Raw genomic sequence first — 23238 nt, forward strand, 5'->3', positions numbered from 1 at the left:
TCGATCGGGATGCGGGACGGGAGGCAAACCGCGTCGCGGAGCCGGGCTCTACGCGGACGCGCGTCCGATCACGGAAAGAAGTACAAACCACCCATATCGCCGAACATCCTAGGCCGATCAGGCGGTGACCGAAAAGGGCGGCTAACCCCGGGAGGGCGACGGGCGAGGTGCAGACCATGAGGCTGCTCGCCGGGGTGCTGCTGCTGGCCCTGTCCGGCGCGCTCGGTTACACCGCGTGGGTCCTCTACGACGGGTCGCTGCCCGGCGCTCCCCGACGCGGCGGGGTCGCCTCGGCGGTGCGGATCGGCACCGCGAAGGACGTCGGGCCGGTCGCGACGGTCTACTTCCTGGAGGACGACGAGGCCCGCGACCGGGACCGGGACTTCGACGCGGACAAGCTGGAGCAGTCGGTGTCGGTGGCGGTGGCGGCCGGGCCGTCGCGGGACTTCGCGGTGGTCGTGGAACTGGCCGGCGGGGCGCGGCTGGAACCGGGGTTCCGGACGCGGGTGCTGCACCGGGAGCCGGGCGAGGAGGTGTTGGAGCCGGTCGGGCCGGTGCTGTCCGGTGACGCGCAGCGGTTCGTGTTCCGGGTGGTGACCGGGCCGGAGTCGGACGGGCGGGTGGTGGTGATGCTGTCCGGGACCGCGCGGGAACCCGCCGTGCGGGCGGAGCGGGCCCGGTTCGCGTTCGAGTCGCCGGCCGTGCGCCCGGTCTCGGCGTGCCCGTGGCACGAGGGTCCCGGTGACGACCCGGCGGACGCGGGGTTCGTCACGGGCCCGGACTGCGCGCCGGCGGGCGAGGTCGAGGTGGTCCTGTCGACCCGGTTCCTGCAGGTGCCCCGGTTCGACTTCGCGCAGCCCCAGCCGACGGTGTCGGCGGCCGGGCAGCCGGGCACGGTCGAGTGGCGGGCGGTCGGTGCGCAGGACGGCCCGTTGCGGCCGATCGCGGACTTCACCGACGCGCGCCGGGAGGTCGACGCGCAGCGGCTGCTGTTCCACTCCGGGGTCGCGGTCGGGCTGGCCGCGGCGGCGGTACCGGCCGGCGTCCGGTTGGCCTATTCGGCGTTGCGCCCCCGACGTGTGACCGTGCGTAGTACCGCTGTCAACAAACGTGACTAAGGTCACCCCTAATGGGCCATCGCTTGCCCCTGCAAGTCACCAGCGGTTACGTTCCCGGCCGCAGATAACGGTTCGATCACCGGATAGACACGGGCCCGTTTTCCCCCGGACGCGGCCCGGCCTGGATCCCCCGCCAGGTTGTCGGTGGTCGGGCTCCCCGACGCAGGAGGCCCCACCCTTGGCTCGCCACAGGAAGCCCAGCGGGCAGCAGCCGACCGTGTACACGGTCAGCGCCCAGGCTCCCGGCTACGCCGGCGCGCACCGCGCCGAGCCGGACCGGACACTGCCCAAGAGACTCTCCGCGTTCGCCGTCGCCTTCGGCGTCGTGACCGGCGCGGGCGCGGCGGCCCACGCGGTCACCAGCGGCACCTTCAGCCCCCTCGCGGGCGGTGCCGAGTTCGGCGGAGTGCCGGACCAGAACATCCGCACCGGCAAGGTCGACACCGTCCACTCGATCGACCTCGGCTCGGAGACCGCCCGGATGATCCGCCACGAGCAGCTCACCGCGCTCCAGGCGTTCAACCAGGCCAGCGGCGTCGCCCAGGACGGCTACGCGGTGCGCCAGAAGGCCGCCGAGGAGAAGGCCGCCAAGGACGCGAAGGACGCCGAGGAGGCCCGCAAGCCGCCCAAGCAGCGCCAGGTCGAGGGCTGGATCCGCGAGGCGATCGCCATCCTGGCCGCCAACGGCACCCCGATCGACGAGAACAGCGTGGACGAGATCTGGACGATCATCCAGAAGGAGTCCAACGGCAACCCCAACGCGGTGAACACCTGGGACAGCAACGCCGCCCGCGGCACCCCGTCCAAGGGCCTGATGCAGTGCATCGACCCGACGTTCCAGGTCTACAAGCTCGCGGGCCACGACGACATCTTCAACCCGGTGGACAACATCATCGCCGGGGTGCGCTACACCTACGCCCGCTACGGCGGCTTCGGCAACCACCCCGGCCTGGTGGGCATCGGCAACGGCACCGGCTACCGCGGCTACTGAGCGCCCCGGCCGAACCCGCCCGGTGACCGTTCCCGGGCACCTCGCCGGCCGCGCACCGGGGACGGCGGCGTCCTCGCGCCACCGCCCCGTGCGGACCCCGGCCCGGCACCCACGCGCCGACCCCTCGTTCCGGCGCCTGGGTGTTGCCGTCCCGTCGCCCGCCGGCCGGGGTGGTTGCCGGCCCGGTCAAGCGACGGCGGAGCTGACCGGACCGGCGGACAGGTGGCGGGCGCAGTTCGGGCAGATCGGCCACTCCCGCCAGAGGTGGCGCGCGCGTTCCGGCGCGGGCAGGCACAGCGCGCGGCAGACCGCCCGGTAGCGGTCGCCGACGTGGGCCGAGTGGTGTGCCGGCTCGCTGGCCGACACCAAGTGGCGCTGCTCGGCGAAAACGCCCGGCAGCAGACGACCCGTGGTCACGAGTCCTCCCGGTGGTGGTCGGGGAGGCTGATGGGACGTGCGGGGCGACTGCCGCCCCGCACGGACACTGGAGTTGTAGAGGAGGCGGCCCTCCCCCCTGAGCCCCCCCGGGCTTGGCAGACCGCCTCGACCACCAGTGTGTCCCCGCAGTCGTGCAAACGGCTTGCACCGCGCTGCAATACGCAGGTCAGGAGCGGTTTCCGGGTGGTGCGCGGGGTACCGGGCCGATACCGGAACCCCGGCGGTGCGGCGGGCCCGGACCGCCACTGTGCCCGATCGCGGCCCGACCCGCCCCCGGTACCGGGCGGTCCGCGCCGGTTCAGCGCAGGGCGGCCAGGCCGGCGCGGACCTCGTCCGCCCCCGGCACCTCCATCGTCGCGTGCAGGGCCAGCGCGCGTTCCCAGTGTGCCCGCGCGGCCGCCGGGTCGGCCCGGCCCAGGCCGAGCAGCGCCTGCGCCTCCTGCGACCGGTCGCCGGTGTCGCGGGCGATGACCAGCGCGCGGCGGTAGCAGTCGGCGGCCTCGTCCGGGTGCTCCAGGCTCAGGTGCGCCTCGCCCAGGGCCAGCAGCGCTTCGCCCTCGCCGGTGCGGAACCCGTCGCGGCGGGCGGCGTCGAGCCCCCGGTTCAGGTGCTCCAGCGCCGCCGGGCGGTCGCCCAGCCGCAGGTGGACCACGCCGATCCGGGTCAGCGAGTGGCCCTCGTCCAGCCGGTGGCCGTTGCGGCGGGCCATCGCCAGCGCCCGGCGGTGGTCGTCCAGCGCCTCCTCGTGGCGGCCCATGCCGTTCTGGGTCGCGCCCAGCTCGCACAGCGCGACGCCCTCGCCGATCCGGTGGCCGACCGACCGGGCCAGCTCCAGCGCCTCGCCCAGGTGCTCCAGCGCCCGGTCGTACTGGCCCAGCCGCCGGTACGCGGAGCCGATGTTGGTCAACGCCTCCACCTCGGCCACCCGGTTGCCCAGCTCCCGGCTGATCAGCAACGCCTCCAGGTTCGCCTCGGCCGCCGCCGCCGGGCGCCCGGACAGGCCGTGCAGCACGCCCAGCTCGCGCAGGGTGTCCGCGACCCGGTCCCGGTCGCCCAGGTCGGTGAAGATCTCCTTGGCCCGCTCCTGGCAGCCGCGCGCCTGGTCGTGGTGGCCCAGCCGGTGGTGGTCCGCGCCCAGCCGCTGCCACGCCGCGCCCTCCTCGGCCCGGTCGTGCACCGCGGCCAGCGCCCAGGTGTCCACGGTGAGCGCATCGGCCACGTGGCTGCGCAGGTGCAGGTACCGGTGCAGGACCGGCGCGATCACCCGGGGCTGGGTGGCGGCCAGCAGGTTGGCCCGCTCGGTGTCCAGCCACGCCAGCGCGCGGTCGTAGTCGGCAGGTTCCTGCTCGCGCGGCGCGAGGCTGCGGGTCGCCGCCCGCGCGCCCCCGGTGTAGTACTCGGCCAGCCGGCGGGCGGCGGCGTGCCGGTCGGCCTCGGCCTCGTTGCGCCGCGCCGCGTCCCGGGCGAAGTCGCGGACCAGGTCGTGGAACCGGTAGCGGCCCGCCCGGTGCTGGCCGACCAGGTGCACGTCGACCAGGTTCTCCAGCAGGCGCTCGGCGGTGTCGACGTCCCGGTCGGCCAGCGCGGCGGCGGCCGAGGCGTCGAAGTCCGGCCCGGGGTGCAGGCCGACCAGCCGGAACAGCCGGCGCTGCTCCACCGTGAGGTTCTCGTAGGACAGCGTGAACGCGGCGGTCACCGCGTCCAGCCGGTCCCGGCGCAGCCGCCCGGTCAGGTGCGCCACGGTCCACGCGGGCCGGGTGCCCAGGCGCGCGGCGGCCAGCCGGATCGCCAGCGGCAGGCGGCCGCACAGCCGCACCGCCTCGGCCACGGACTCGGGCTCGTCGGCGGCCCGGCCGTCGTCCACGATCCGGGCGAACAGCCGGACCGCGTGCTCCTCCGGCAGCACGTCCAGCGACAGCGTGCGCGACGCCGCCAGGTCCACCAGCCGACGTCTGCTGGTGACCAGGGTCAGCGACCGGCCGGTGCCCGGCAGCAGGGGGCGGACCTGCGCGGCGTCGACGGCGTCGTCCAGCACGACCAGCGCGGCCCGGTCGGCGAGTTCGGCCCGCCACAGCCCGGCCCGCGCGTCGAGGTCGGCCGGGATCCGCTCGCCGGGCACGCCCAGCGCCCGCAGCAGGGCGTCCAGCGCGGCGGCGGGCTCGACCGGCCGGTGCCCGGCGACGTGCCCGCGCAGGTCGACGAACAGCTGCGCGTCCGGGTAGCGGTCGACGAGCCGGTAGGCGGCGTGCACGGCCAGCGCCGACTTGCCCACGCCCGGCGGCCCGTCGACCGCCCACACCACGGCCGCGGTCGGGTTCGCGTCCCGCCGGTCGGTGGCCAGCAGCCGGCCCAGCTCGGGCTCGCGGCCGGTGAAGTCGGTGACGTCGCGGGGCAGCGTGTTGCGGGTGCGGGGTCGGGCCGCCGGGGCGGCCAGGCCGGCGTCGCCGCGCAGGATCCGCTCGTGCAGCGCCTGCAACTCGTCGCCGGGGTCGACGCCCAGTTCGTCGGCGAGCCGGCGGCGGGTGGTCTGGAAGACGTCCAGCGCGGCGGCGCGGCTGCCCGCCCGGTAGAGCGCGAGCATGAGCAGCGCGCCGAGCCGTTCCTCCAGCGGGTTCGCCGCGACCAGGCGGGTCAGGTCGGCGACGCTCTCCGTGGTGCGGCCGAGGTCCAGGGCGATCCGGGCGTGCAGTTCCAGCGCGCTGAGGTGCCGTTCGCGCAGCCGCCGGCGCTCGGCGTCGAGCAGCGGCCCGCCCAGGCCGCTGAACGGCTCGCCGCGCCACAGCGCCAGGGCCGCGTCGACGTGCTCCGCGCCCGCGCGCACGTCGTTGTCCCGGTACCGGGCGTGCGCGGCGTCCAAGTGCTGGTCGAACACCACGACGTCGAGGTCCGCCGGGTCGCCCTGGAGCAGGTAGCCGCCCTCGGTGAACACCAGCGGGCCGGGCGCCTGCGGCACCCGCAGCACCCGGCGTAACCGGCTGATGTAGGTCTGCACGGCGTTGCGCGCGTCACGCGGGCCCCGGTCGCCCCAGACCCCTTCGATGATCCGGTTCATCGGCACCGGCCGGTTGAGTTCGAGCAGCATCACGCCGAGCACGGCCTGCTGCTTGGCCCAGCCCAGTTCGATCTTCCGGTCCGCGCGCCACGCCGTGAGCGGGCCCAGCGCGGCATAGCGGATACCTGACAACACGCGGAGCCTCCCCGCACCGAGCCGCCCGGTCCAAGCCGAACAGCGTAGTCGCCCCTACTCCGGCAGGTCCAGCGCACCTCGCCGCTGACCAGGCGCTAAAGCGTGGTGACAGCGCCACGCAGGTCCGGACCCGCAGAATTCCACCGTTCGTCGACGTGCTGCGCGCGACATCGGAACGGAGTCGACCGGAGGCCCACCAGGGGGGAGCCGCCCAGCCGGCACCCGGACCGCGGCCGCCGTCGCCTCGTCGGTCGTGATGACCGCGCCGCCGACGACGAACCCGGAGACGGTCGCCGTGGCTGTGCCGGCGCTGGCCACGGCCGACCCCTCCGGTCATTGTGTCGACCCCGGCCGGAATGTGTCACCCGTTCCGGACGAATGCTCCGGCGGAGGGCTCACCCGGCCGGCACCAGGCGCGGCGCGGGCACCTCGCCGAGCGCCCCGGGCGGCCACACCCGCCGCCACACCACGCCGACCAGGTCGCCGCGCGCGACGAACCCGTACTCGCGGGAGTCGGTGGACGCGGTCAGGTTGTCCCCCAGCACGAAGTACCCGCCGTCGGGCACGAGGACCGCGGCGTCCTCGCCGGCCTTGCCGTCGGCCGTGCAGCACGGCCCCGCGTCGCCGCCGGTCCCCTCCAGCACCAGCCACGGCCCCTGCCCGGCGGGCTGCACGAGGACCCGGGCCCCGCTGATCCGCACCCGGTCGCCGGCCACGCCGACCACCCGCTTGACGACCGTGGCGGTGCGGCCGGGCGGGTGCAGCGCGACCACGTCCAGCCGGTGCGGCACGGGGTCGCCGAACGGGTCCGCGATCACCCGGTCGCCGCCGTGCAGGGCGGGTTTCATGCTGTCGCCCTCGACCGGGCCGGACAGCGCGTACCCGACCAGACCGGTCAGCAGCGCGAGTCCGGCGACCGCCGCCGCGCCCACCGCCCACCAGCGCATCCGCGTCCCCCCGTTCGGCCGAAGTATCTGTGATGTTGCGTAACTGTTACTTCAAGTCTCACTGTTACCGACAGTAGTCCGCCGGGCCGTCGCCGGACCGGTACCGGGGTTTTCCGGTACTAACCAGTACTGCTGGTATCGGAGTCCGTTACCGGAAGTTACATGCGACCTCGGATCACGGCTCCGACCTGCTCAAACGGACACTTGTGTGACCGGCGTCTCCGATGCACGATCTGGCGACCCGTCCCGGCGCACCGGCTCTCCGGCAGTCCCGGAGGGCCGGCGCACGCCCCGACGGCCGGAACGCGCGCAGCGGAGCGTGCAGGAGGGAGTTCGCACATGGAGGAAGGCAGAACACGCTGGGGCCGGGCCGCGCTCGTCGCGCTGCCCGGCCTGGCCGTCGTCGCGGCCATGACCGCGGCGATGGCCAACAGCCTGCTCGCCGCGTCGTTCGCGGTGGCCGGGGTGCCCATCCAGCTCAAGTCCCAGGACGTCAACGGCACCGGGTTCGCCGGCGTGGTGTCCTCCCGGGGCGCGCAGGGCGTGGCCTACGCCGGGTTCAGCACCGCGGAGTTGAGCGGGCTGTGCGCGGCGATGACCCCGTCCGTGCTCGGCGTGGAGTTCACGTTGAAGATCAACGCCGGCGACGCGGACCCGAGGACCCGGGAGATCCTCGCCGAGAACCTCCTGCTCGACGCCAAGGAGCTGTCCGGCAACGTCGAGTTCACCCAGCTCAAGCTCGGCGTGGACAAGGCGGCGCTGGACCAGGGCCCGGCCGGCGTGCGGGCCGAGCAGAACACCAGCAACTTCGGCCTCCAGGCGAACACCGCCAAGATCGGCGACCTGGACGCGAGCGCCCTGTCGGCGGCGATCGGCGGCACGTTCAAGCTCGACAACCTGAAGCTGGGCGTCACGCCCGGACGTTCGTCCTGCTGACCGCCGGGCGGGGACGCGCTTCGCCCGCGTCCCCGCCCGTCCTCCGGGGAGGCTCCATGCGTTTGTCCGACTGGTGGCGCGCGTTCGGCCGCTGGCGCCGCACCCGCCCGTTCTGGGGCGGCCTGCTCATCCTGGTCGGCGCGGCCCCGATCCTGGTGGTGCCGCTGATGGCGATCCAGGTCGTGCTCGGCGGCGGCACCGGCGGCGTGTCCGGCGTGCTGCTCGGCTCGATCCTGGTGGTGCTCGGCCTGAGCGTCTGGTTCACCCCGGTGACCCGGGTGATCGCCGGCCTGATCGCGGTCCTGGTGGGCCTGGCCGCGTTCCCGCTGGTGAACCTGGGCGGTTTCTTCCTCGGCACGTTCTTCGCCGTGCTCGGCGGCGCGATGGCCGCGTCCTGGGGCAAACCCCGCCCCAAGCGCCCCGCCGACGCCGACCCCCGGGAACCCGCCGACACCTCCCCCGACGCCGAGCCCGCGCCCCCCGCGCTCCCGGCGGACGCCGAACCCGCGAAGTCCGTGCGGCGCAAGGCGTTCCGGACGTCGATCCTGGCCGGTCTCCTGGGCGTCACCGCGCTCGCCGCCCCCACCGCGCAGGCGGCCCCGGCCTCCCCCACCACCGCCACCGAGATCACCATCACGGCCGGCGCGGGCTGGGTCGGCGGCCTGTCCTACCGGGGCAACGAGACCATCGCCGTCACCGAGGCGTCCGGCCGCACCCGCCAGGTGGAGGTGATGCACTGGTCGCTCGACGACTTCACCGCCCACTCGGACCTGACGCTCACCGCCACCGCGAGCAACGGCGTCACGTTCACCCTGCGCCAAGAAGCCGCCCCGTTCACCGACAACGCGAGCTTCCGCTCGATCGGCGACGACAAGGTCGACCTCTACCTGACCAGGATGACCGCGGACCTGATCACGTTCACGCCGACCTGCCACCCCGGCGCGTGGAAGCCGTTCCAGTGCGGCCCGCTCCCGGTGATCGTCCCGCCGCCGCACCTGGAGTACCTGCTGATCGGCATGACCGGCCACCACCTCCGGATCCCGTACTACGAACCAGGAGGCCGCGCCAACCCCGGCCGGATGACCCTGTCCGGGCCAGGGGGCCGGGGGCTGTGATCCCCCGACCCCCGCGGTCCGCGGACGGCGGTGCCCTGCCAGGCGCCGATGGATTCGACGCCGCCCTCAGACCGGAGCCGCCCGGCTCCGATTCCATTACGCCGCAACCCACCGCCCCGGTTCACCCCGCCCACATCCCGGGACACCCGACCCGACGCGCGGGACGACGTGGTACGCACCCACGCCCGCTCGGGTGAACCGGCGGCCCGTCCGCGTCCGTCGACCCGACGACACGAGGAGGACTCGCAAGACCGAGGGGAATGTCCCGTCAGCGAGGGCACGCACCACCGCGTTACGAAACCGGATCTGCACGGGCGGACCGCCAGGACAGGGGCGGCACATCCACATTCGGTGATTGACCAGCGGATTTCCGAATGCCGCACGTTCGTTGTACGCTGACACCGGGTCGGGCACTGCTGTGTCCGCCATCGGACCCGCCTCGCCGAGGCGGGTTTTTTCGTCCCCGCCGACTCCCAGCGCCTCCGGTCCACACCGGGGGCGCTTTGTCGTTCTCAATGCATGGAGGACCGATGTCCGAAGCCGCCGCTGCGGCAAGGGAGGTGAGCGATGCGAGCCAGACGACGCAGCCGTCCGCACAGTGACCCAACGGCGCGATACGCCGGGCGCGATGCCCTCGACGACGTGCTGCGCGCGCTCCCACCGGAGTTGGTCGAGATACTGGCTGCTGCCGGTTACGGCACCTCGGTGGCGAGTCTCGTCGCGCGCCTGAACACCAGCACCTTCGACGTCAAAGCGCTGTTGGGTTCGGCTTTGGAGACGATCCGGGCCGATCCGGGCGGCGAGGCACTCGTGGAGGAGCTGCTCACCGAGCACGGCCCCAGCCACTCCCAGGTATTGCGTGCGGCGGCGCGACGCATCGGTGTCGCGAGCCTGCGGCGGTGCCCGCACTGCACTGCGCCGCTGTCGCAGGCGCCGACTGGCCGTCCACGCGTGTACTGCAGTGACGCGTGCAAGCAGGCCGCCTACCGGCAGCGCACCCGCGCTGCGGCGACCAATGACGCCCACCGGCCCAAACTCGCTCCGCCGCCGCGTGGGCGAAAACCCATGCTCGAACCCGGACTCCGCTGGTACGGCAAGTACATCTCCGCCAGGGGTCGACAGCGCCTACTCGACCGATGGGCGGGTCGCCCGACCCAAGACCCGATTTCGGACCACTACCCGGTCGACATGACGTGGGTCACCGGTAACCACCGCCTCGGCGCATTCGGGCTGGGATTCGCGTCACGTCGTCTCACGATGGAGACGAAAGAGCCGCGTTCGAAGGTGCGACAACAGCGCGAGCAGTTGCCTTTCTGGCTGGACAGACAGCGGCCACCCAAGTCGATTCATCCGCGCTACGGAAAGGTGCCTTTCCGTAGCGCCGCAGCACCACACCCGCAGCGCGCCAGGCGATGACTCCGACGAGGTCGGGCGCATCAATTTGCCACACCGCAGAGAACAGAGGAGCCGTGTTCCGGATATTGCGCAAGAAACGTACTCCAGAACCAGGTCCAGAGGCGGCTGGTCCGGCCAAAAAAGCTGGTAGCGAGGCGCAGCCTGAACGTCTCCCGTTGCGTTGGGCGGTAATCGGGACGGCTTCGATCGCCGTTGGAGCCGTTGGGAACGCCGGTGTCGGGCCGACCGCGGGCATCGTGCTGGGACTCGGCGTGGCGGTCGCGATGCACACGTTGATCGCCTGAGCCGGACCGCCGCAGAAGTGGTACCGCGAACAGGTGGCCGGCAACACCCACCGACTCCGCGACGCCGGCAGCAGCAAGTGCATCGACGGCTTCCAGGGCCGGGGCCGGCAGATGGTCCAGTTCGCCTGCGACGGCTCAGCCGGCCGGCAGTGGGCGACGCGGACTTCCGGCGGTTTCCGCTGCGGGCCCGCGTCGTTTCGCGGTGATGCCGTTCGGGGGCAACGTGTTGCGCCCCCGGGGAGGCGCAACACGATCGGTGCGGGGTGGGTCTGCGCCGATCGGTTGGCGTCGGGACCGTGGAGCTAAGGGGCGCGCCTGCCCGGGCCGATGGCACAGGCGACATCGTTCGCTTGGAGGTTCGCGTGCGCGTTCGACGAATTCGGGGCGGGACAAGCGGTTTCTGGCCGAAGCTGCTCGCTGCGGCACTGCTGGTGGCAACGACGTCCCTCGGCACGACACCGGCTGCGGCGGCCGGTGCGGAACACCGGACGGCCGTGGGGGACCTGCCCCAGCCCGGACCGATCACCGTGTTGGAGCACGGTTCTCGGGTCAACCTGAGCTGGTGGGCGGACTCCTCCGGCGTGGGGGACTACCTGCTGTACCGCGACGGACAGCTCAAGTCCACGTTGCGGGCCCACGATTCCAGCACGCCCTACACCTACCTGGACATGCAGGTCTCGCCCGGCCAGTCGTACTACTACGAAGTGATCGCGATCAACTGGAACGGCTCCTCGCCGCCCACCGCCGTGCGGGTGTCCACCGCGAGGGAGGCGGGAGACCGCGCCCACCTGGCGACGAAGGACGGGCCGGCGCTGTGCGGGCGCGCCGGGATCACCACGAACCAGTGGCTCACCTGCACGGTCTCCACCCCGACCGGCTGGAAGACCTCCGCCTCGCCCTCCGGCGACTGGCTCTACCCGCAGGACCGGACCTGGCTGGTCGACCAGTACGGGAACCCGACCTACTGCGGGCTGAGCGGCAGCGGCAACCAGGCCCGTTGTGACAGTTACGACGGCACCGCGTGGACCACCGCGATCTCCGCGCCGATCGATCCCGGTTACGCGGAAGACCGCACGTTCCTGGCGACGAAGGACGGCCCGGCGCTGTGCGGGCGCGCCGGGATCACCACGAACCAGTGGCTCACCTGCACCGTGTCCACCCCGACCGGCTGGAGAACCTCCGCCTCGCCCTCCGGCGACTGGCTCTACCCCCGGGACCGGACCTGGCTGGTCGACCAGAAGGGGAACGCGAACCACTGCGGGCTGAGCGGCAGCGGCAACCAGGTCCGCTGCGACCGTTACGACGGCACCGCGTGGACCACGGCGATCTCGTTGCAGGTCGACCCCGGCTACCCCGACAACCGCACGTTCCTGGCCACCCGGGAGGGGCCCGCGCTGTGCGGGCGCGCCGGGATCACCACGAACCAGTGGCTCACCTGCACGGTCTCCACCCCGACCGGGTGGAAGACCTCCGCTTCACCGTCCGGTGACTGGCTCTACCCCGAGGACCGCAGCTGGCTGGTCAACCGGGACGGGACCGTGTCCTACTGCGGCCTGAGCGGCGCTCTGCCGGAGCACATCCGCTGCGACCGCTACGACGGCACCGGGTGGAGCACCGTGATCTCGCCGAAGATCGACCCCGGCCACCCGGACAACCGCGCGTTCCTGGTCACCGAGGACGGGCCGGCGCTGTGCGCGCGGACCGGGAGCGTCGCCGAGCAACTCGTCTGCACCACGCTCACCGCCGCCGGCTGGCGCAGCTCCTTCTCCCCGGCGGGCGAGTGGGGCGACGCCGCCGACCGGGGTTGGCTGCCCACCGCCGAGGGCGGCGTGCAGCACTGCCGCCGCGTCGGCGTCGGCGACCGGATCCGGTGCGACCGGTTCGACGGCTCGGCCTGGACCGGCACGACGTCGCCCGTCGTCGACCCCGGCTACCCGGACACCTTCTGACCCGCCGCGCCGGTCTCAGTCACGGGTCGAGGTCGGGTCGGTGAGCAGGCCGGCGATCAGGGCGGTGCCCCGGCCGGCGCGACCGCCCGGTCCGGGCAGGTAGTCGACCTGGTCGGCGGCCAGGTCGGCGCCGCACGACCGGCAGGTCACGGCGGCGCTGGTGGGGTGGCCGCACGTGTGGTGGCGGACGACGAGCGGCGGGCCCGCCTCGCCCGCCTCCCAGCGGTCGCCCCACGCGGTCAGGGCGAGCAGGACGGGCACCAGGTCCTCGCCCTTCGCGGTCAGCCGGTACTCGTACCGGTCGGGTCGGCGCGCGTACTGCTCGCGCCGCAGCACGCCGCCCTCCACCAGGCGGTCCAGCCGCTGGGTGAGGACGTTGGTGGCCGCGCCGAGGTCGCGTTGCAGCTCGTCGAAGCGGTGCAGGCCCAGCGCCACGTCGCGCACGATCAGCAGCGCCCACGGATCGCCCACGAGCGCGGCGGAGCGTGCGATCGAACAGGCGATCCCGGTGAAGTCGGTTCTGGTCATGACCTCGTCCCTTGCTTTAAGCAAGTCACAACTCTAGCGTGGTTGCCATGTATCACGCGACAGTGCGGGCGGTGGTCCGCAAGACCTGGCGGAAGGTCGGGGCCGGGGACTTCGGCGCGGCGGTGGCGATGGCCGCGCCGGACGTGCGGTTCCGGTTCGTCGGGGACACCGAGTTGGGGGCGGACGTGCGCGGCCGGGACGCGTTCCGCGCGTGGTTCGCGAAGTTCGCCGAGCGGCTGCCGGGGGTGCGGCTGCGGCTGGACGACGTCGTGGTGGGCGGGTGGCCGTGGCACACCACGGTGGCCGTGCGGTTGCGGGTCGAGGGGACGCTGGCGGACGGGTCGCTTTACCGCAACACCGCGATGCAGTGGGCCACTCTGCGCTGGGGACGCATGGTCGACGACATCGTCGTGGAGGACACGCTCGCACTCGACGACGCGCTGCGCCGGCAGAAGGCCGCGAGCCGCTGAAAGGCCTTGCGACGGCTTCGGCCGTCGCAAGGCCCTCGGGTTCAGGCGCGCCAGACGGTTCCTCGCCGTTCGTACTCCAGGACGGTCTCCACCCGTTGGGCGAACTTCGCGCCCAGGAAGCGTTCCAGCAGCCACAACGACACGTCCAACCCGGACGTGATCCCGCCGCCGGTGATCAGGGTGTCGTCGTCCACGACCCGCGCGTCCACGACGGTCGCGCCCTGGGCGCGCAGGTCGGCCTTCGCGCCGCTGTGGGTGGTCGCCGGGCGGCCTCGGGTCAGGCCGGCCGCCGACAGCACCATCACGCCGGTGCAGATGCCGACCGGGAGCGCGGACGACCCGGCCAGGCGGCGCAGGAACGACTGGTCGGCGATCAGGCGGTGCACGCCCGGCGCGTTCTTGTCGGTGTACCCGCCGCCGGGCACGACCAGGACGTCGGCCTCGCGCGGGGCCCAACTCCTGGCCACGTCGACCCTCGTGCCGTAGGTGCACGTCACGGAGGCCGGTCGGCCGGGAGTCACCAGGGTCGTGCGCAGGGCACCTCCCATCTTCTCGGCCAGGCCGAGCACTTCCACGGGTGCGGCGAAGTCCTGTTCCTCCACCCCGTCGTACATCAGGACCTGCACCCGCAGCGGGCTCGCGGCGGTGGCGGTCGGGCCGGCGGCGGCCAGCCCGCCCACGGACAGGGCCGACGCCCGGATGAACGTGCGACGTTCCATCGAAGACCTCCCCAGGTGGTTCGTTGTAGAACCAGTCGGATCGGCGCACGTCCCGGTTCCCGGTCCGCCGGACGGGTGAACCGCGCGACATCGGGGAACCGAACGGGCCGTCCGTCCGACCACCTGTCCGGTCGGGTGCGTCCCCCCTTGACGTGACCCGAGTGCCCACGCCGGGCCGGTCTGCCACTCCGACATGGCCCACCGGCCCGGCGTCACCTCGTCGGGACCGCCCGGCACGTCCCGGCTGACCCCACCCCCAGTGGAGGTCAGGCGGGAACTCCCGGTGGAACCCCGGGCGTCCGATCGGGACGAGCGGTCGAGGTGCGCACGGTCAGGCGCGAGCAGCGGTCCGGGCCTCCGCCGCACGGCCGGCGAGCACCAGCGCCGCCACGATCAGGCCCAGGCCCAGCACCTCTCCCGGCCGCAGTCCGGTGATCCGGGCCGCGCCCATCAGCAGCGCGCCCGCCACCAGCAGGCCGCCCGCCCACCGCCACGACCGGTTCACCAGCCCCACCGCCGCCAGCGCCAGTCCGGTGAACAGCAGCGCGGGCCCGGCCTGGTAGAAGACCAGCGCGAACACCGGCGAGTCCTGGAGCACGTCGAACATCTCCCCCGCCGCCGCGCGGTCCCCCGCCGCCAGCCGCACCACGGTGAAGTCGATGACGAACTGGCCCGCCAGCGCCAGCGCCCCGGTCACGGTGAGCACCAAGGCGGGCACCCGCACCCACGGCGGGCTCGCGTCGCGCAGCAGCACGTCCAGCCGGACGGCCACCGGCAGCACCAGCACCGTGCCGAGCAGGAACACCAGGTGGGACAACGTCCACAGGTCGGTCATCATCAGCAGCACGCCGACCAGCAGCAGCACCGGCCCGGTGACCAGCGTGATCACGGTTCTCATGGGACGAACCCTGCCGCCGCCGGCCGGCCGCCGCATCGCCGGCGGGAGGGAGCGCGGGCCTGGTCCGCACGGGCGAGGACACCGGCCGCGCGGCGGGGTTAGAGTCCGCGACGGAGGGGGTCCCATGTCGCTGCAACGCCTGCGCACGCTGTCACCCGCGTCGGTCGACGTGATGCTCACCGTGCTCGTGTTCGCGGGGCAGTCCGCCCCGTTCCTGCTCACCACGGGCCGGGCGGGACAACCGTGGACGGTGCTCCAGTTCCTGCCGGTGCTGCTGGCGTCGCTGCCGCTGCTGTGGCGTCGGCGCGTGCCCGTGGGGTGCCTGTGCGCCACGGCGCTGGGTGTCGCCGCGTACTCGGTGGTCGGTGGTCACGGCCCCGAGCAGCCGGTATGGTTCGGCGCGCTGCTGGCGTTCTACACCGTCGCGGACCTGTCGCCGCGCGAGGTCAGGACTGTCACGCTCGCCGTGTCCGCAGCCGGGATCGTGGTCATCGGCGGGCTGCTCGGGTCGGCCGACACCGCGATCCGCGAGGCGTTCTTGTGGGGCGCGGCCTACGCGTTGGGTCGCGGGGCGCACGTCCGGCGCGCCTACGCGACCGTGCTGGAGGAGCGCGCGGCGAGCCTGGAACGCGAGCGCGAAGCCGAGGCCGAACGCGCCGCCGCGCGGGAACGTGCCCGGATCGCCCGCGACACCCACGACATCCTCGCCCACGCGGTGAGCGTGATGGTCGTGCAGGCCGAGGCCGGGCCGGTGGTGGTGCGCAGCGCGCCGGACCGGGCGGTGGCCGCGTTCGACGCCATCGCCGCCTCCGGCCGCGAGGCCATGACCCAGCTGCGCCGCACGCTCGGCCTGCTCAAGGACGATGCCGACGACTCGGCGGCCCGCCCGGCGGTGGACCGGGTGCCCGAGCTGGTCGCCGGGGTCGGCCCGCACGTCACCCTCACCACCAGCGGCACCCGCCGCGAGCCGTCCGCGCAGGTGGACGCGACGGCCTACCGGATCGTGCAGGAGGCGCTGACCAACGTGGTCAAGCACAGCACCGGCGACGCCGCCGCGGTGGCCCTGGAGTGGACCGCCGCGGAGCTGGTGATCACCGTGCGGGACAACGGTTCCCCGGCTGCCGGCACCACGCCGGGCCATGGTCTGCTCGGCATCCGGGAACGCGCGGCGGCGTGCGGCGGGTCGGCGTCGTTCACCGCCGGCGGCGACGGGTTCCGGGTGTCCGCGCGCCTGCCGCTGGGTGTGCGGTGACCGTCCGCGTGGTGGTCGCGGACGACCAGGAGCTGGTGCGCGCCGGGTTCGCGATGATCCTCGACGCGCAGCCCGACGTCGAGGTGGTGGCCGAGGCGGCGGACGGCCTGGAGGCGGTCGCGGCGGTGCTGGAGCACCGGCCGGACGTGCTGCTGCTCGACATCCGGATGCCGAGGATGGACGGCCTCGAAGCGGTCCGGATCGTGTGCGCGCAGAGCAGCACGCGGGTCGTCATGCTGACCACGTTCGACCAGGACGACTACGTGTACGAGGCGCTGTCCGCCGGGGCGAGCGGGTTCCTGCTCAAGGACGTGCGGCGCGACGACCTCGCGCACGCGGTCCGGGTCGCGGCGGCGGGCGAGGCGCTGCTCGCGCCGTCGGTGACGCGGCGGCTGATCGACGACGTGGTGCGGCGCAGGCCCACCGCGCCGGTCACCGCCGACCTCGACGTGCTGACCACGCGGGAGAAGGAGGCGCTGGTGCTGCTCGGCCGGGGCCTGTCCAACGCCGAGATCTCCGACGCGATGGCGGTCAGCGCGCACACCGTGAAGACCTACGTCAGCAACGTGCTGTCCAAACTGCACCTGCGGGACCGCGCGCAGGCCGCGATCACCGCCTACGAGAGCGGTCTGATCGTGCCCGGCTCCCCCTGACGGGCGAGCGGCCGGCCCGGTCACGCGGGCGATGTGCCGGCGGGCACGACCGGCCAGGATTCACGGTGTCGCTGAAAACCCTTGGGGGACAACGTGATCGTCAACCTCGCCCTGGCCGCCGTGCTGGCCGTCGCACCCGTGGCGCCCGCGCCGCCGAACCTGCCGCCGACCCCGTCGCCGACCCCGCCGGACCTCGCATCGTCCGAAGTGGACTTCCGCACGTCGGACGGACTCGTCCTGGGCGGCACGGTCTACGCGCCGCGCGGCGCGACCGGGAAGCTGCCCGCGCTGCTGCTCGTGCACGGGTCGGGCACCGGCGGCCCCGGCTACCGGAAGCACCTGCGCGGCGAGGCGGAAGCGTTCGCGCGGCAGGGGATGGTGGTGCTCGCGCCGGACAAGCGGGAGAAGGACTACACGCCGTTCCACCGCGATTTCGACCAGCTCGCCGACGACGCGCTGGCCGCGTTCGCGGTGCTGCGCGCCCGCCCCGAGGTGGACCCGGCGAAGGCCGGGGTCTGGGGGCTGAGCGAGGGCGGCTGGGTGGTGCCGATCGCGGCGGCGAAGTCCTCGGACGTGAAGTTCGTGGTGCTGGCCGCCGGGTCGGCGCTGCCGCCGCTGCGCCAGCAGGTGTGGAACGTGACCAACAAGTTCGACTGGACCGGGGTCGGCGGCTCGATCACCGACGCGTTCCCCACCACCTGGCACCGGATGATCTCCGACGCGGACATGTTCGGCGCGGCCTACCACGACCCGGTACCGCCGCTGAGCCGGGTGCGGCAGCCGGTGCTCGCGCTGTGGGGCGAGCACGACACCGCCGTGCCGCCGGCGGAGAGCGCCGAGATCCTGCGCGACACCCTGTCCCGTGCCGGAAATCCGTTCTACACCATCAAGTTCATCCCCGACGCCGGGCACGCGATGCACCGCGCCGACGCGCAGGGCGAGCGCCTGCCCGATCTGGTGCCCGGCTACGCCGACGCGGTCGGCGACTGGGTGGCCGCGGTCGCCGCCGGCACCCCGCCCCGCGAATCGGTCGCTCCGCCGCCCGTGCAGGCCCGGCGGTCGGTCGAGGTCGCACCGACCGCGTGGTGGGAGTCCGCGCCGGTCCAGTTCGGTTTCCTGGGCCTGTTCGTGCTGCTGTTCGGCGCGTACCCGGTGCTGTGGCTGTTCCGCCGGCGTCCGGGCACGTGGCCCGCGCGGGTGCTGGTGGTCGCCGGGACGGTCGGGTCACTGGGGACGGTGGGCTACCTGTCGTCGCTGATGTTCAGCCTGACCGAGAACACGGTGGAAGCCGGGCCGTTGCTGGGCGACCGGCCGGTGGTGTGGTTGGCGTTCCAGGCGCTGGCGGTGGCGGTCGTGGTGGCCACCCCGCTGGTGGCGCGGCGGTGGCGCGAATCGGCCGACCGACTGCGCCAGGGCCTGGTGCTGGCGGGCGGGGCGCTGTTCGTGCCGTGGGCGCTGTACTGGGGCCTGCTCCTGCCGTGACGCGGGCCGGCCGGGCAAGCGCTGCCGGCGGGCGCTCTGCGCCGCGCTGCACGGGGAGCGTCCGGTTGGGACGGCGTGGGATGCCGAAGTCTCCTTGCCCGGCTGCGGTTTTGCGGTGAGCACGCCGGGATCGCGGTGGTAGCGTCCCGATCGCGCCAGGCTTCCCCCGACTCACGGCCTCCAGGAGGCAGTGTTGATCAGGAAATCGCTTCTGACGGTGACCGCCGCGATCCTCGGCTGGGGCTTCCTCGCGGTGCCCGCCCAGGCTGATCAGGTGCTGTCCGCCCAGGCTGCTCCCACCGGCTGCACCACGGCCATCGAGTGGGTGCACGAGGGCAACAGCCATTACTACGGCCGGGGCAAGGTGCAATGCGACACCGGCCGCTACAAGGTCAAGATCGTCTGCTCGAACCTCCAGACCGGCGTGGGGTACGTCGTCTACGGCACGCAGGCCGTGAACGCGCCCGCCACGGCAACGACGACCTGCTACAGCGGCAACGTCGCGCAGTCCGTCCACGCGGTGGAGGACCCGCCGCCGGCGGGCGTCACCGGGTGCGTGTCGTGGATCGAATGGGTGCACGAGGGCAACAGCCACTACTACGGCCGGGGCAAGGCGCAGTGCGACACCGGCCGCTACAAGGTCAAGATCGGTTGCAAGAACCTCCAGAGCGGAGCGACCTACGTCGTCTACGGCACGCAGGCCGTGAACGCGCCCAACGTCGCCACGACGACGTGCAACAGCGGCAACGTCGCACAGACCGTGGACGCCGTGCCGCAATGAGCCGCCGGGGCGACGGGGCGACTCAGAGCACGAGGTTCTGGTCGTAGGGCAGTTGGTGGAGCTTGTCGGTCACGGACTTGGGCAGCGCCGCCGCGTTCACCGCCGCGCCCAGGTCCGCGGCGGTGAAGTGCTTGCCGGTGATCGTGGTCGACGCGATGGCCTTGAGCAGCAGGTAGCCCTGCTTGCCGTTGGTGAGGATGCGGGACGTGCGCAGCACCCGGTAGCCCTCGCACGAGGACTGCGCGGTCTTGTCGATCGTCTTGGTGAGCCGGAGCTTGCGGATGCTCCGGTACATCTTCGACAGCGACAGCGGCGCGTTGAGCAGGTTCGCCTTGAGGGTGGTCCTCCTCAGCGCGGCACCGACCCGGCCGGGCCGCTTCTTGACGAACCCCGGTCCGCGCGGCTGGTCGCGTTTGGCCTGCGGCTCGGGCTGGAAAAGGTGGGTGACGACGGTCTGCTGGTTGCCCACCGACAGCTTGCCCGCGCCCGGGACCACGGCGGCGGTCTCGATGAAACCCGCCAGGGAACCGGAGTTGTGGCGTTTGTGCGCGTGGACGCCGGGGGCCGTGCGGGTGGTGTTGGTGGCCGAGTCGACCACCACGGCGAGCGCGCTCTGGCGGTCCTGGCGCAGGGTCGTGTAGCGCGACCCGTTGGTCAGCAGGACGGGCGGCATGTTCCGGCCCGTGCCGACGTCGACCTTGCCCTCCCACTCGAACGGGACCCAGCGCTGGAAGGTCAGCACCTCCGCGTCGAGCTGCGCGAGGGAGTGCTGCCCGGTCGCCGGCAGCTTCGACACCAGACCGGCTTTGACGACACCGGCCTTGCGCAGTTGCTTGCCGGTGCGCACGTAGGAATCCTGCGTGTAGCGCACCGTCACCGTGTAGGTGAAGACGTCGTTGCCCTTCATCAGTTCCTCGGCGATGGCCTCCCAGCCGCGCATCAGGCCCTGGTTGAAGTTCTTGTTCTCCTGCGGCGCGAGGTTGCCGTGGATGTCGGCGTCCTGGCCCTCCATGAGGGTGTGCTCGACCAGGTGGCCGCCGTCGTAGGTGTTGCCGAGGTCCTGCCGGTTGAAGATGGCCCGTTCCATCGCGCCGAAGTGCCCGTAGGGTCCGATCACGGTGTTGTCGCGGTTCTTCGAATCGGCTTTGGAGCGGGATTTGGGGTCGACCCGCGCGACCGCCGTGCCCGCCCTGGCGTAGCCCGAGCCGTAGTCGTCCGGATCGATGTTGCGCAGGGCGGTGCCGAAGTCGTACGCCTCCGGCACGCTCGCCTTGGCGTAGTACGGGTGGAGCTTGGCGGTCAGCGTGTCGATCGGTGTTGCCGCGCCGGGTTTGTCGGGTGTGACAACGATGGTCGACTTGCGCTGCACGGTGACGTTCCGGCCGAGAAGCCCGGCCACAGCCCGGTTTCCCGCCGTGCGCTGGAGCGCCAGGGCCGCTGCGGGCGGCGTCCGGCGCGGCGGGTTCGGTGGTGTGTCGCGTTCGGACGGTTGCCCGCGACGGGTAGCGCGCATGATTCCCCTTTGGACAGTGGGCCCAAGGCAGCGTCCCACCGGGCTGTCGACCACCGCACTGGCCGCGAGGGCAGCCGGACGGGCAGCCGGCGCTGCCCGTCCCGGCGTCGAGGACGCTCCCGCTGCCGGTACTCGACGACATCGCCGGCCGGGCGACTGCCGGGACTCACCCGCGTGGGCCACCCGCCGCGCGGCGGAGCCTCGTCGCGAGGCGGTCGAACGCCGCCGCGAGCCCGTCTCCTTCGATCACCTCGATGTCGACGTCGAGCTGCGTGAGCCACAGCGCGAGCCGGTCCGGGTCGTCGGAGCCCACCTCGACCCGGCACGTGGACTCGTCGACCACCTCGATGTCGACCGGGATGAAGACCTTCGCGGCGACCTTCGCGGCGGGAGCGTGCACGAGCACCCGGGCGCGGTACTTCCAGGTCCCCTTGCTGATGCGTCCGACGACGTACTCCACGACGTCGTCCTCGGGGAACGCGCGCGGCCGGAACCGCGCGCCCGTCGGCGCGCGCGGGACCATGCGGTCGACCCGGAAGACCCGCCAGTCGTCGCGGTCGAGGTCCCACGCCAGCAGGTACCAGAGGGTTCCCCAGCTCACCAGCCGTTGCGGTTCGGTGTGGCGCGCCTCCTGCTCGCCACCGGGTTTCGTGTACCCGAACCGGAGCCGTTCGTGGCCGCGGATCGCGGCGGCGACCGCGCCGAGCACCGGGAGTTCGAGCGGCGGCCCCGCCGCCGGAACGACGCTCGTCGCCTCGCGCACCGCCTCCACGCGCCGGCGCAGGCGCGCGGGCAGCACCTGCTCCAGCTTCGCGAGCGCGGTGAGCGAGGTCTCCTCCACGCCGAGCCGCTGGGTCGCGACCGCCCCGAGTCCGACCGCGACGGCGACGGCCTCGTCGTCGTCGAGCAGCAGCGGGGGCATCGCCGTCCCGGCGGCCAGCCGGTACCCGCCCGCCACGCCGGGCTGCGCGGCCACGGGGTAGCCGAGCGACCGCAGCTTGCCGATGTCGGTGCGCACCGTCCTCGTGCTCACGCCGAGCCGGCCGGCGAGTTCGGTGCTCGTCCAGTCGCGCTTGAGCTGGAGCAACGACAGCAGTTCGAGCAGCCGTGCCGAGGTTTTCAACACGGCCTCGATCGTACCGGCAATCGCGGAAGCGATCCTGCCGCATTACCTGGCAGCGTCGCCGTCATGGACGAGAACAACACGCTCACACCGTTCCGCATCGACATCCCGCAGACCGACGTCGACGACCTGCGCGACCGGCTGGCGCGCACCCGCTGGCCGCTCCCCGTGCCGGGCCGGGACGACCGCACCGACTTCAGCCGGGGCATCCCGCTGGTGTACCTGAAGGAACTCGCCGAGTACTGGCGCGACGGGTTCGACTGGCGTGCGCAGGAGAAGAAGCTCAACGAGCACGACCAGTTCACCACGGTCGTCGACGGGCAGACGTTCCACGTCCTCCACGTCCGGTCGGCGAACCCGGAGGCCACCCCGCTGATCCTGAACCACGGCTGGCCGGGATCGTTCGTGGACTACCAGCGGCTCGTCCCGCTGCTGACCGACGAGTTCCACGTGGTCGTCCCGTCCCTGCCCGGGTTCGGGTTCTCCACCCCGCTGTCGGGGACCGGCTGGGAACTGGCGCGGACGACGGACGCCTACGCCGAGATCATGACGCGGCTGGGCTACGAGAGGTTCGCGGCCCACGGCACCGACGTCGGTGCGGGCACCACCGCCCGCCTCGCGGCGACCCACCCGGAGCGCGTCATCGGCACGCACATCGGCAGCGACCCCCGGTGGCTCGGCCTGCTCGGCGACAAGTTCCCCTACCCCGAGGGCCTGTCCGACGACGAGGCCGCCCACATCGAGGCGGTGCGCGCCGAGGACGCGGCCGATCGCGGGTACCTCCTGATGCAGGACCACCGTCCCGACACGATCGGCGCGGCGCTCGCCGACTCGCCGGTCGGCCAGCTCGCGTGGATCGCCGAGAAGTTCAAGACCCGGACCGACGGCGGCTACCGGACACCGGACGAGTCGGTCGACCGCGACCAGCTCCTCACGAACATCAGCCTGTACTGGTTCACCCGCGGCGGCGCGTCGAGCGCGCAGTTCTACTACGAGTCCGAGCACTCCGGGCTCGACCTGGTCATGGCCTCGGACGTGCCGTCCGGGTGGGCCGTGTTCGACACCCACCCGCTCGTGCGGCGGGCGGTGGACCCGGGCAAGGTGATCGGCCACTGGAGCGAGTACGCCCAGGGCGGTCACTTCCCGGCGATGGAGGTGCCGGAGCTGCTCGCGGACGACATCCGCGCCTTCTTCCGCGGCATCTCCTGACCCGCGTCGGGGTCGGCGGGCCGCGACGGCCCGCCGAGCCTGACCGGCGACCAGGACGCCGGCCGGGTGGAGGTCGCCCGACCCGCGACGGTCGGCACGCCGGTTCGGACACCGGTGGACCCGACGTCCGGGCCGAACCAGGTTGTCGCGGCCTGAGCGGCGACGGGGTGTCCCGGCCACGGTCCACGTCGCCGCGATCGGCGAGTGGCCCCGACGATCTCGCGAACAG

19 protein-coding genes and 1 pseudogene are annotated in these 23238 nt (G+C 73.1%); 12 read left to right on the top strand and 8 right to left on the bottom strand.

The window, feature by feature from the left end:
- The first annotated feature begins 176 nt into the window (after nt 1-176).
- Both AC0HI0_RS20230 and AC0HI0_RS20235 read left to right on the top strand, forming a co-directional pair.
- Nucleotides 177-1118, top strand: a complete 942-nt coding sequence (locus AC0HI0_RS20230; RefSeq protein ID WP_480933933.1) for a hypothetical protein — start codon at nt 177-179, stop codon at nt 1116-1118.
- 625 nt (nt 1119-1743) lie between these two features.
- Nucleotides 1744-2109: pseudogene (locus AC0HI0_RS20235) on the top strand (transglycosylase SLT domain-containing protein); the annotation flags it as partial.
- 186 nt (nt 2110-2295) lie between these two features.
- Here the strand turns inward: AC0HI0_RS20235 and AC0HI0_RS20240 are convergent.
- From AC0HI0_RS20240 to lepB, 3 genes are all read right to left on the bottom strand, one after another.
- Nucleotides 2296-2526 (bottom strand): hypothetical protein, encoded by a 231-nt coding sequence (locus tag AC0HI0_RS20240; protein ID WP_480933934.1) that lies wholly within the window; start codon nt 2524-2526, stop codon nt 2296-2298.
- A gap of 319 nt (nt 2527-2845) precedes the next feature.
- Entirely contained in the window at nt 2846-5734 is a 2889-nt protein-coding gene (locus AC0HI0_RS20245) for an AfsR/SARP family transcriptional regulator (RefSeq protein ID WP_480933935.1), read from the bottom strand.
- A gap of 395 nt (nt 5735-6129) precedes the next feature.
- Complete coding sequence (gene lepB / locus AC0HI0_RS20250; protein WP_480933936.1) at nt 6130-6681, bottom strand: signal peptidase I; 552 nt, start codon at nt 6679-6681, stop codon at nt 6130-6132.
- Between the two features lie 339 nt (nt 6682-7020).
- Here lepB and AC0HI0_RS20255 point away from each other — a divergent pair, with 339 nt between their 5' ends.
- From AC0HI0_RS20255 to AC0HI0_RS20270, 4 genes are all read left to right on the top strand, one after another.
- Nucleotides 7021-7617, top strand: coding sequence for a DUF6230 family protein (locus AC0HI0_RS20255; RefSeq protein ID WP_480933937.1), 597 nt, complete (start codon nt 7021-7023; stop codon nt 7615-7617).
- A 56-nt stretch (nt 7618-7673) separates the two neighbouring features.
- Nucleotides 7674-8732 (top strand): DUF6114 domain-containing protein, encoded by a 1059-nt coding sequence (locus tag AC0HI0_RS20260; RefSeq protein ID WP_480933938.1) that lies wholly within the window; start codon nt 7674-7676, stop codon nt 8730-8732.
- Between the two features lie 642 nt (nt 8733-9374).
- Nucleotides 9375-10148, top strand: a complete 774-nt coding sequence (locus tag AC0HI0_RS20265) for a hypothetical protein (protein ID WP_480933939.1) — start codon at nt 9375-9377, stop codon at nt 10146-10148.
- Between the two features lie 715 nt (nt 10149-10863).
- Entirely contained in the window at nt 10864-12381 is a 1518-nt protein-coding gene (locus AC0HI0_RS20270; RefSeq protein WP_480933940.1) for a fibronectin type III domain-containing protein, read from the top strand.
- A 15-nt stretch (nt 12382-12396) separates the two neighbouring features.
- On the opposite strand, the gene AC0HI0_RS20275 is transcribed toward AC0HI0_RS20270, so the two are convergent.
- Entirely contained in the window at nt 12397-12909 is a 513-nt protein-coding gene (locus AC0HI0_RS20275; RefSeq protein ID WP_480933941.1) for a winged helix-turn-helix transcriptional regulator, read from the bottom strand.
- A 47-nt stretch (nt 12910-12956) separates the two neighbouring features.
- Between AC0HI0_RS20275 and AC0HI0_RS20280 the strand changes: the two genes are divergently transcribed.
- The gene (locus tag AC0HI0_RS20280) at nt 12957-13379 is read left to right on the top strand and encodes a nuclear transport factor 2 family protein (RefSeq protein ID WP_480933942.1); all 423 of its coding nucleotides are present in this window, start codon (nt 12957-12959) and stop codon (nt 13377-13379) included.
- Nucleotides 13380-13420: 41 nt separating this feature from the next.
- On the opposite strand, the gene AC0HI0_RS20285 is transcribed toward AC0HI0_RS20280, so the two are convergent.
- Together AC0HI0_RS20285 and AC0HI0_RS20290 are read right to left on the bottom strand one after the other, a co-directional pair.
- Complete coding sequence (locus tag AC0HI0_RS20285; RefSeq protein ID WP_480933943.1) at nt 13421-14098, bottom strand: DJ-1/PfpI family protein; 678 nt, start codon at nt 14096-14098, stop codon at nt 13421-13423.
- A gap of 331 nt (nt 14099-14429) precedes the next feature.
- Nucleotides 14430-14996: a hypothetical protein gene (locus AC0HI0_RS20290; RefSeq protein ID WP_480933944.1), complete on the bottom strand. Its 567-nt coding sequence runs from the start codon at nt 14994-14996 to the stop codon at nt 14430-14432.
- Between the two features lie 124 nt (nt 14997-15120).
- Here AC0HI0_RS20290 and AC0HI0_RS20295 point away from each other — a divergent pair, with 124 nt between their 5' ends.
- From AC0HI0_RS20295 to AC0HI0_RS20310, 4 genes are all read left to right on the top strand, one after another.
- The gene (locus AC0HI0_RS20295) at nt 15121-16248 is read left to right on the top strand and encodes a sensor histidine kinase (RefSeq protein WP_480933945.1); all 1128 of its coding nucleotides are present in this window, start codon (nt 15121-15123) and stop codon (nt 16246-16248) included.
- Nucleotides 16245-16901 (top strand): response regulator, encoded by a 657-nt coding sequence (locus AC0HI0_RS20300; protein WP_480933946.1) that lies wholly within the window; start codon nt 16245-16247, stop codon nt 16899-16901. Before AC0HI0_RS20295 ends, AC0HI0_RS20300 begins: the two co-directional genes overlap by 4 nt.
- 81 nt (nt 16902-16982) lie before the next feature.
- On the top strand, nt 16983-18383 hold the full coding sequence (locus AC0HI0_RS20305) for an alpha/beta hydrolase family protein (protein ID WP_480933947.1): 1401 nt from the start codon (nt 16983-16985) through the stop codon (nt 18381-18383).
- Between the two features lie 217 nt (nt 18384-18600).
- The gene (locus AC0HI0_RS20310; RefSeq protein ID WP_480933948.1) at nt 18601-19164 is read left to right on the top strand and encodes a hypothetical protein; all 564 of its coding nucleotides are present in this window, start codon (nt 18601-18603) and stop codon (nt 19162-19164) included.
- A 22-nt stretch (nt 19165-19186) separates the two neighbouring features.
- On the opposite strand, the gene AC0HI0_RS20315 is transcribed toward AC0HI0_RS20310, so the two are convergent.
- Together AC0HI0_RS20315 and AC0HI0_RS20320 are read right to left on the bottom strand one after the other, a co-directional pair.
- Entirely contained in the window at nt 19187-20563 is a 1377-nt protein-coding gene (locus tag AC0HI0_RS20315; protein ID WP_480933949.1) for a DNA/RNA non-specific endonuclease, read from the bottom strand.
- A 280-nt stretch (nt 20564-20843) separates the two neighbouring features.
- The gene (locus AC0HI0_RS20320; RefSeq protein WP_480933950.1) at nt 20844-21803 is read right to left on the bottom strand and encodes a helix-turn-helix transcriptional regulator; all 960 of its coding nucleotides are present in this window, start codon (nt 21801-21803) and stop codon (nt 20844-20846) included.
- A 63-nt stretch (nt 21804-21866) separates the two neighbouring features.
- Between AC0HI0_RS20320 and AC0HI0_RS20325 the strand changes: the two genes are divergently transcribed.
- Nucleotides 21867-23009 carry an epoxide hydrolase family protein gene (locus AC0HI0_RS20325; protein ID WP_480933951.1) on the top strand — a complete coding sequence of 381 codons (1143 nt, stop codon included), beginning with the start codon at nt 21867-21869 and terminating at the stop codon, nt 23007-23009.
- Nucleotides 23010-23238: the final 229 nt, after the last annotated feature.

This window comes from Saccharothrix sp. NBAS 001 (assembly GCF_056640475.1).

Bases quoted from the DNA above. Each gene is read 5' to 3' on its own strand.
- AC0HI0_RS20260 (WP_480933938.1), top strand. From the start codon at position 7,674: ATGCGTTTGTCCGACTGGTGGCGCGCGTTCGGCCGCTGGCGCCGCACC.
- AC0HI0_RS20255 (WP_480933937.1), top strand. From the start codon at position 7,021: ATGGAGGAAGGCAGAACACGCTGGGGCCGGGCCGCGCTCGTCGCGCTG.
- AC0HI0_RS20325 (WP_480933951.1), top strand. From the start codon at position 21,867: ATGGACGAGAACAACACGCTCACACCGTTCCGCATCGACATCCCGCAG.
- AC0HI0_RS20285 (WP_480933943.1), bottom strand. From the start codon at position 14,098: ATGGAACGTCGCACGTTCATCCGGGCGTCGGCCCTGTCCGTGGGCGGG.
- AC0HI0_RS20295 (WP_480933945.1), top strand. From the start codon at position 15,121: ATGTCGCTGCAACGCCTGCGCACGCTGTCACCCGCGTCGGTCGACGTG.
- AC0HI0_RS20275 (WP_480933941.1), bottom strand. From the start codon at position 12,909: ATGACCAGAACCGACTTCACCGGGATCGCCTGTTCGATCGCACGCTCC.
- AC0HI0_RS20280 (WP_480933942.1), top strand. From the start codon at position 12,957: ATGTATCACGCGACAGTGCGGGCGGTGGTCCGCAAGACCTGGCGGAAG.
- lepB (WP_480933936.1), bottom strand. From the start codon at position 6,681: ATGCGCTGGTGGGCGGTGGGCGCGGCGGCGGTCGCCGGACTCGCGCTG.
- AC0HI0_RS20230 (WP_480933933.1), top strand. From the start codon at position 177: ATGAGGCTGCTCGCCGGGGTGCTGCTGCTGGCCCTGTCCGGCGCGCTC.
- AC0HI0_RS20290 (WP_480933944.1), bottom strand. From the start codon at position 14,996: ATGAGAACCGTGATCACGCTGGTCACCGGGCCGGTGCTGCTGCTGGTC.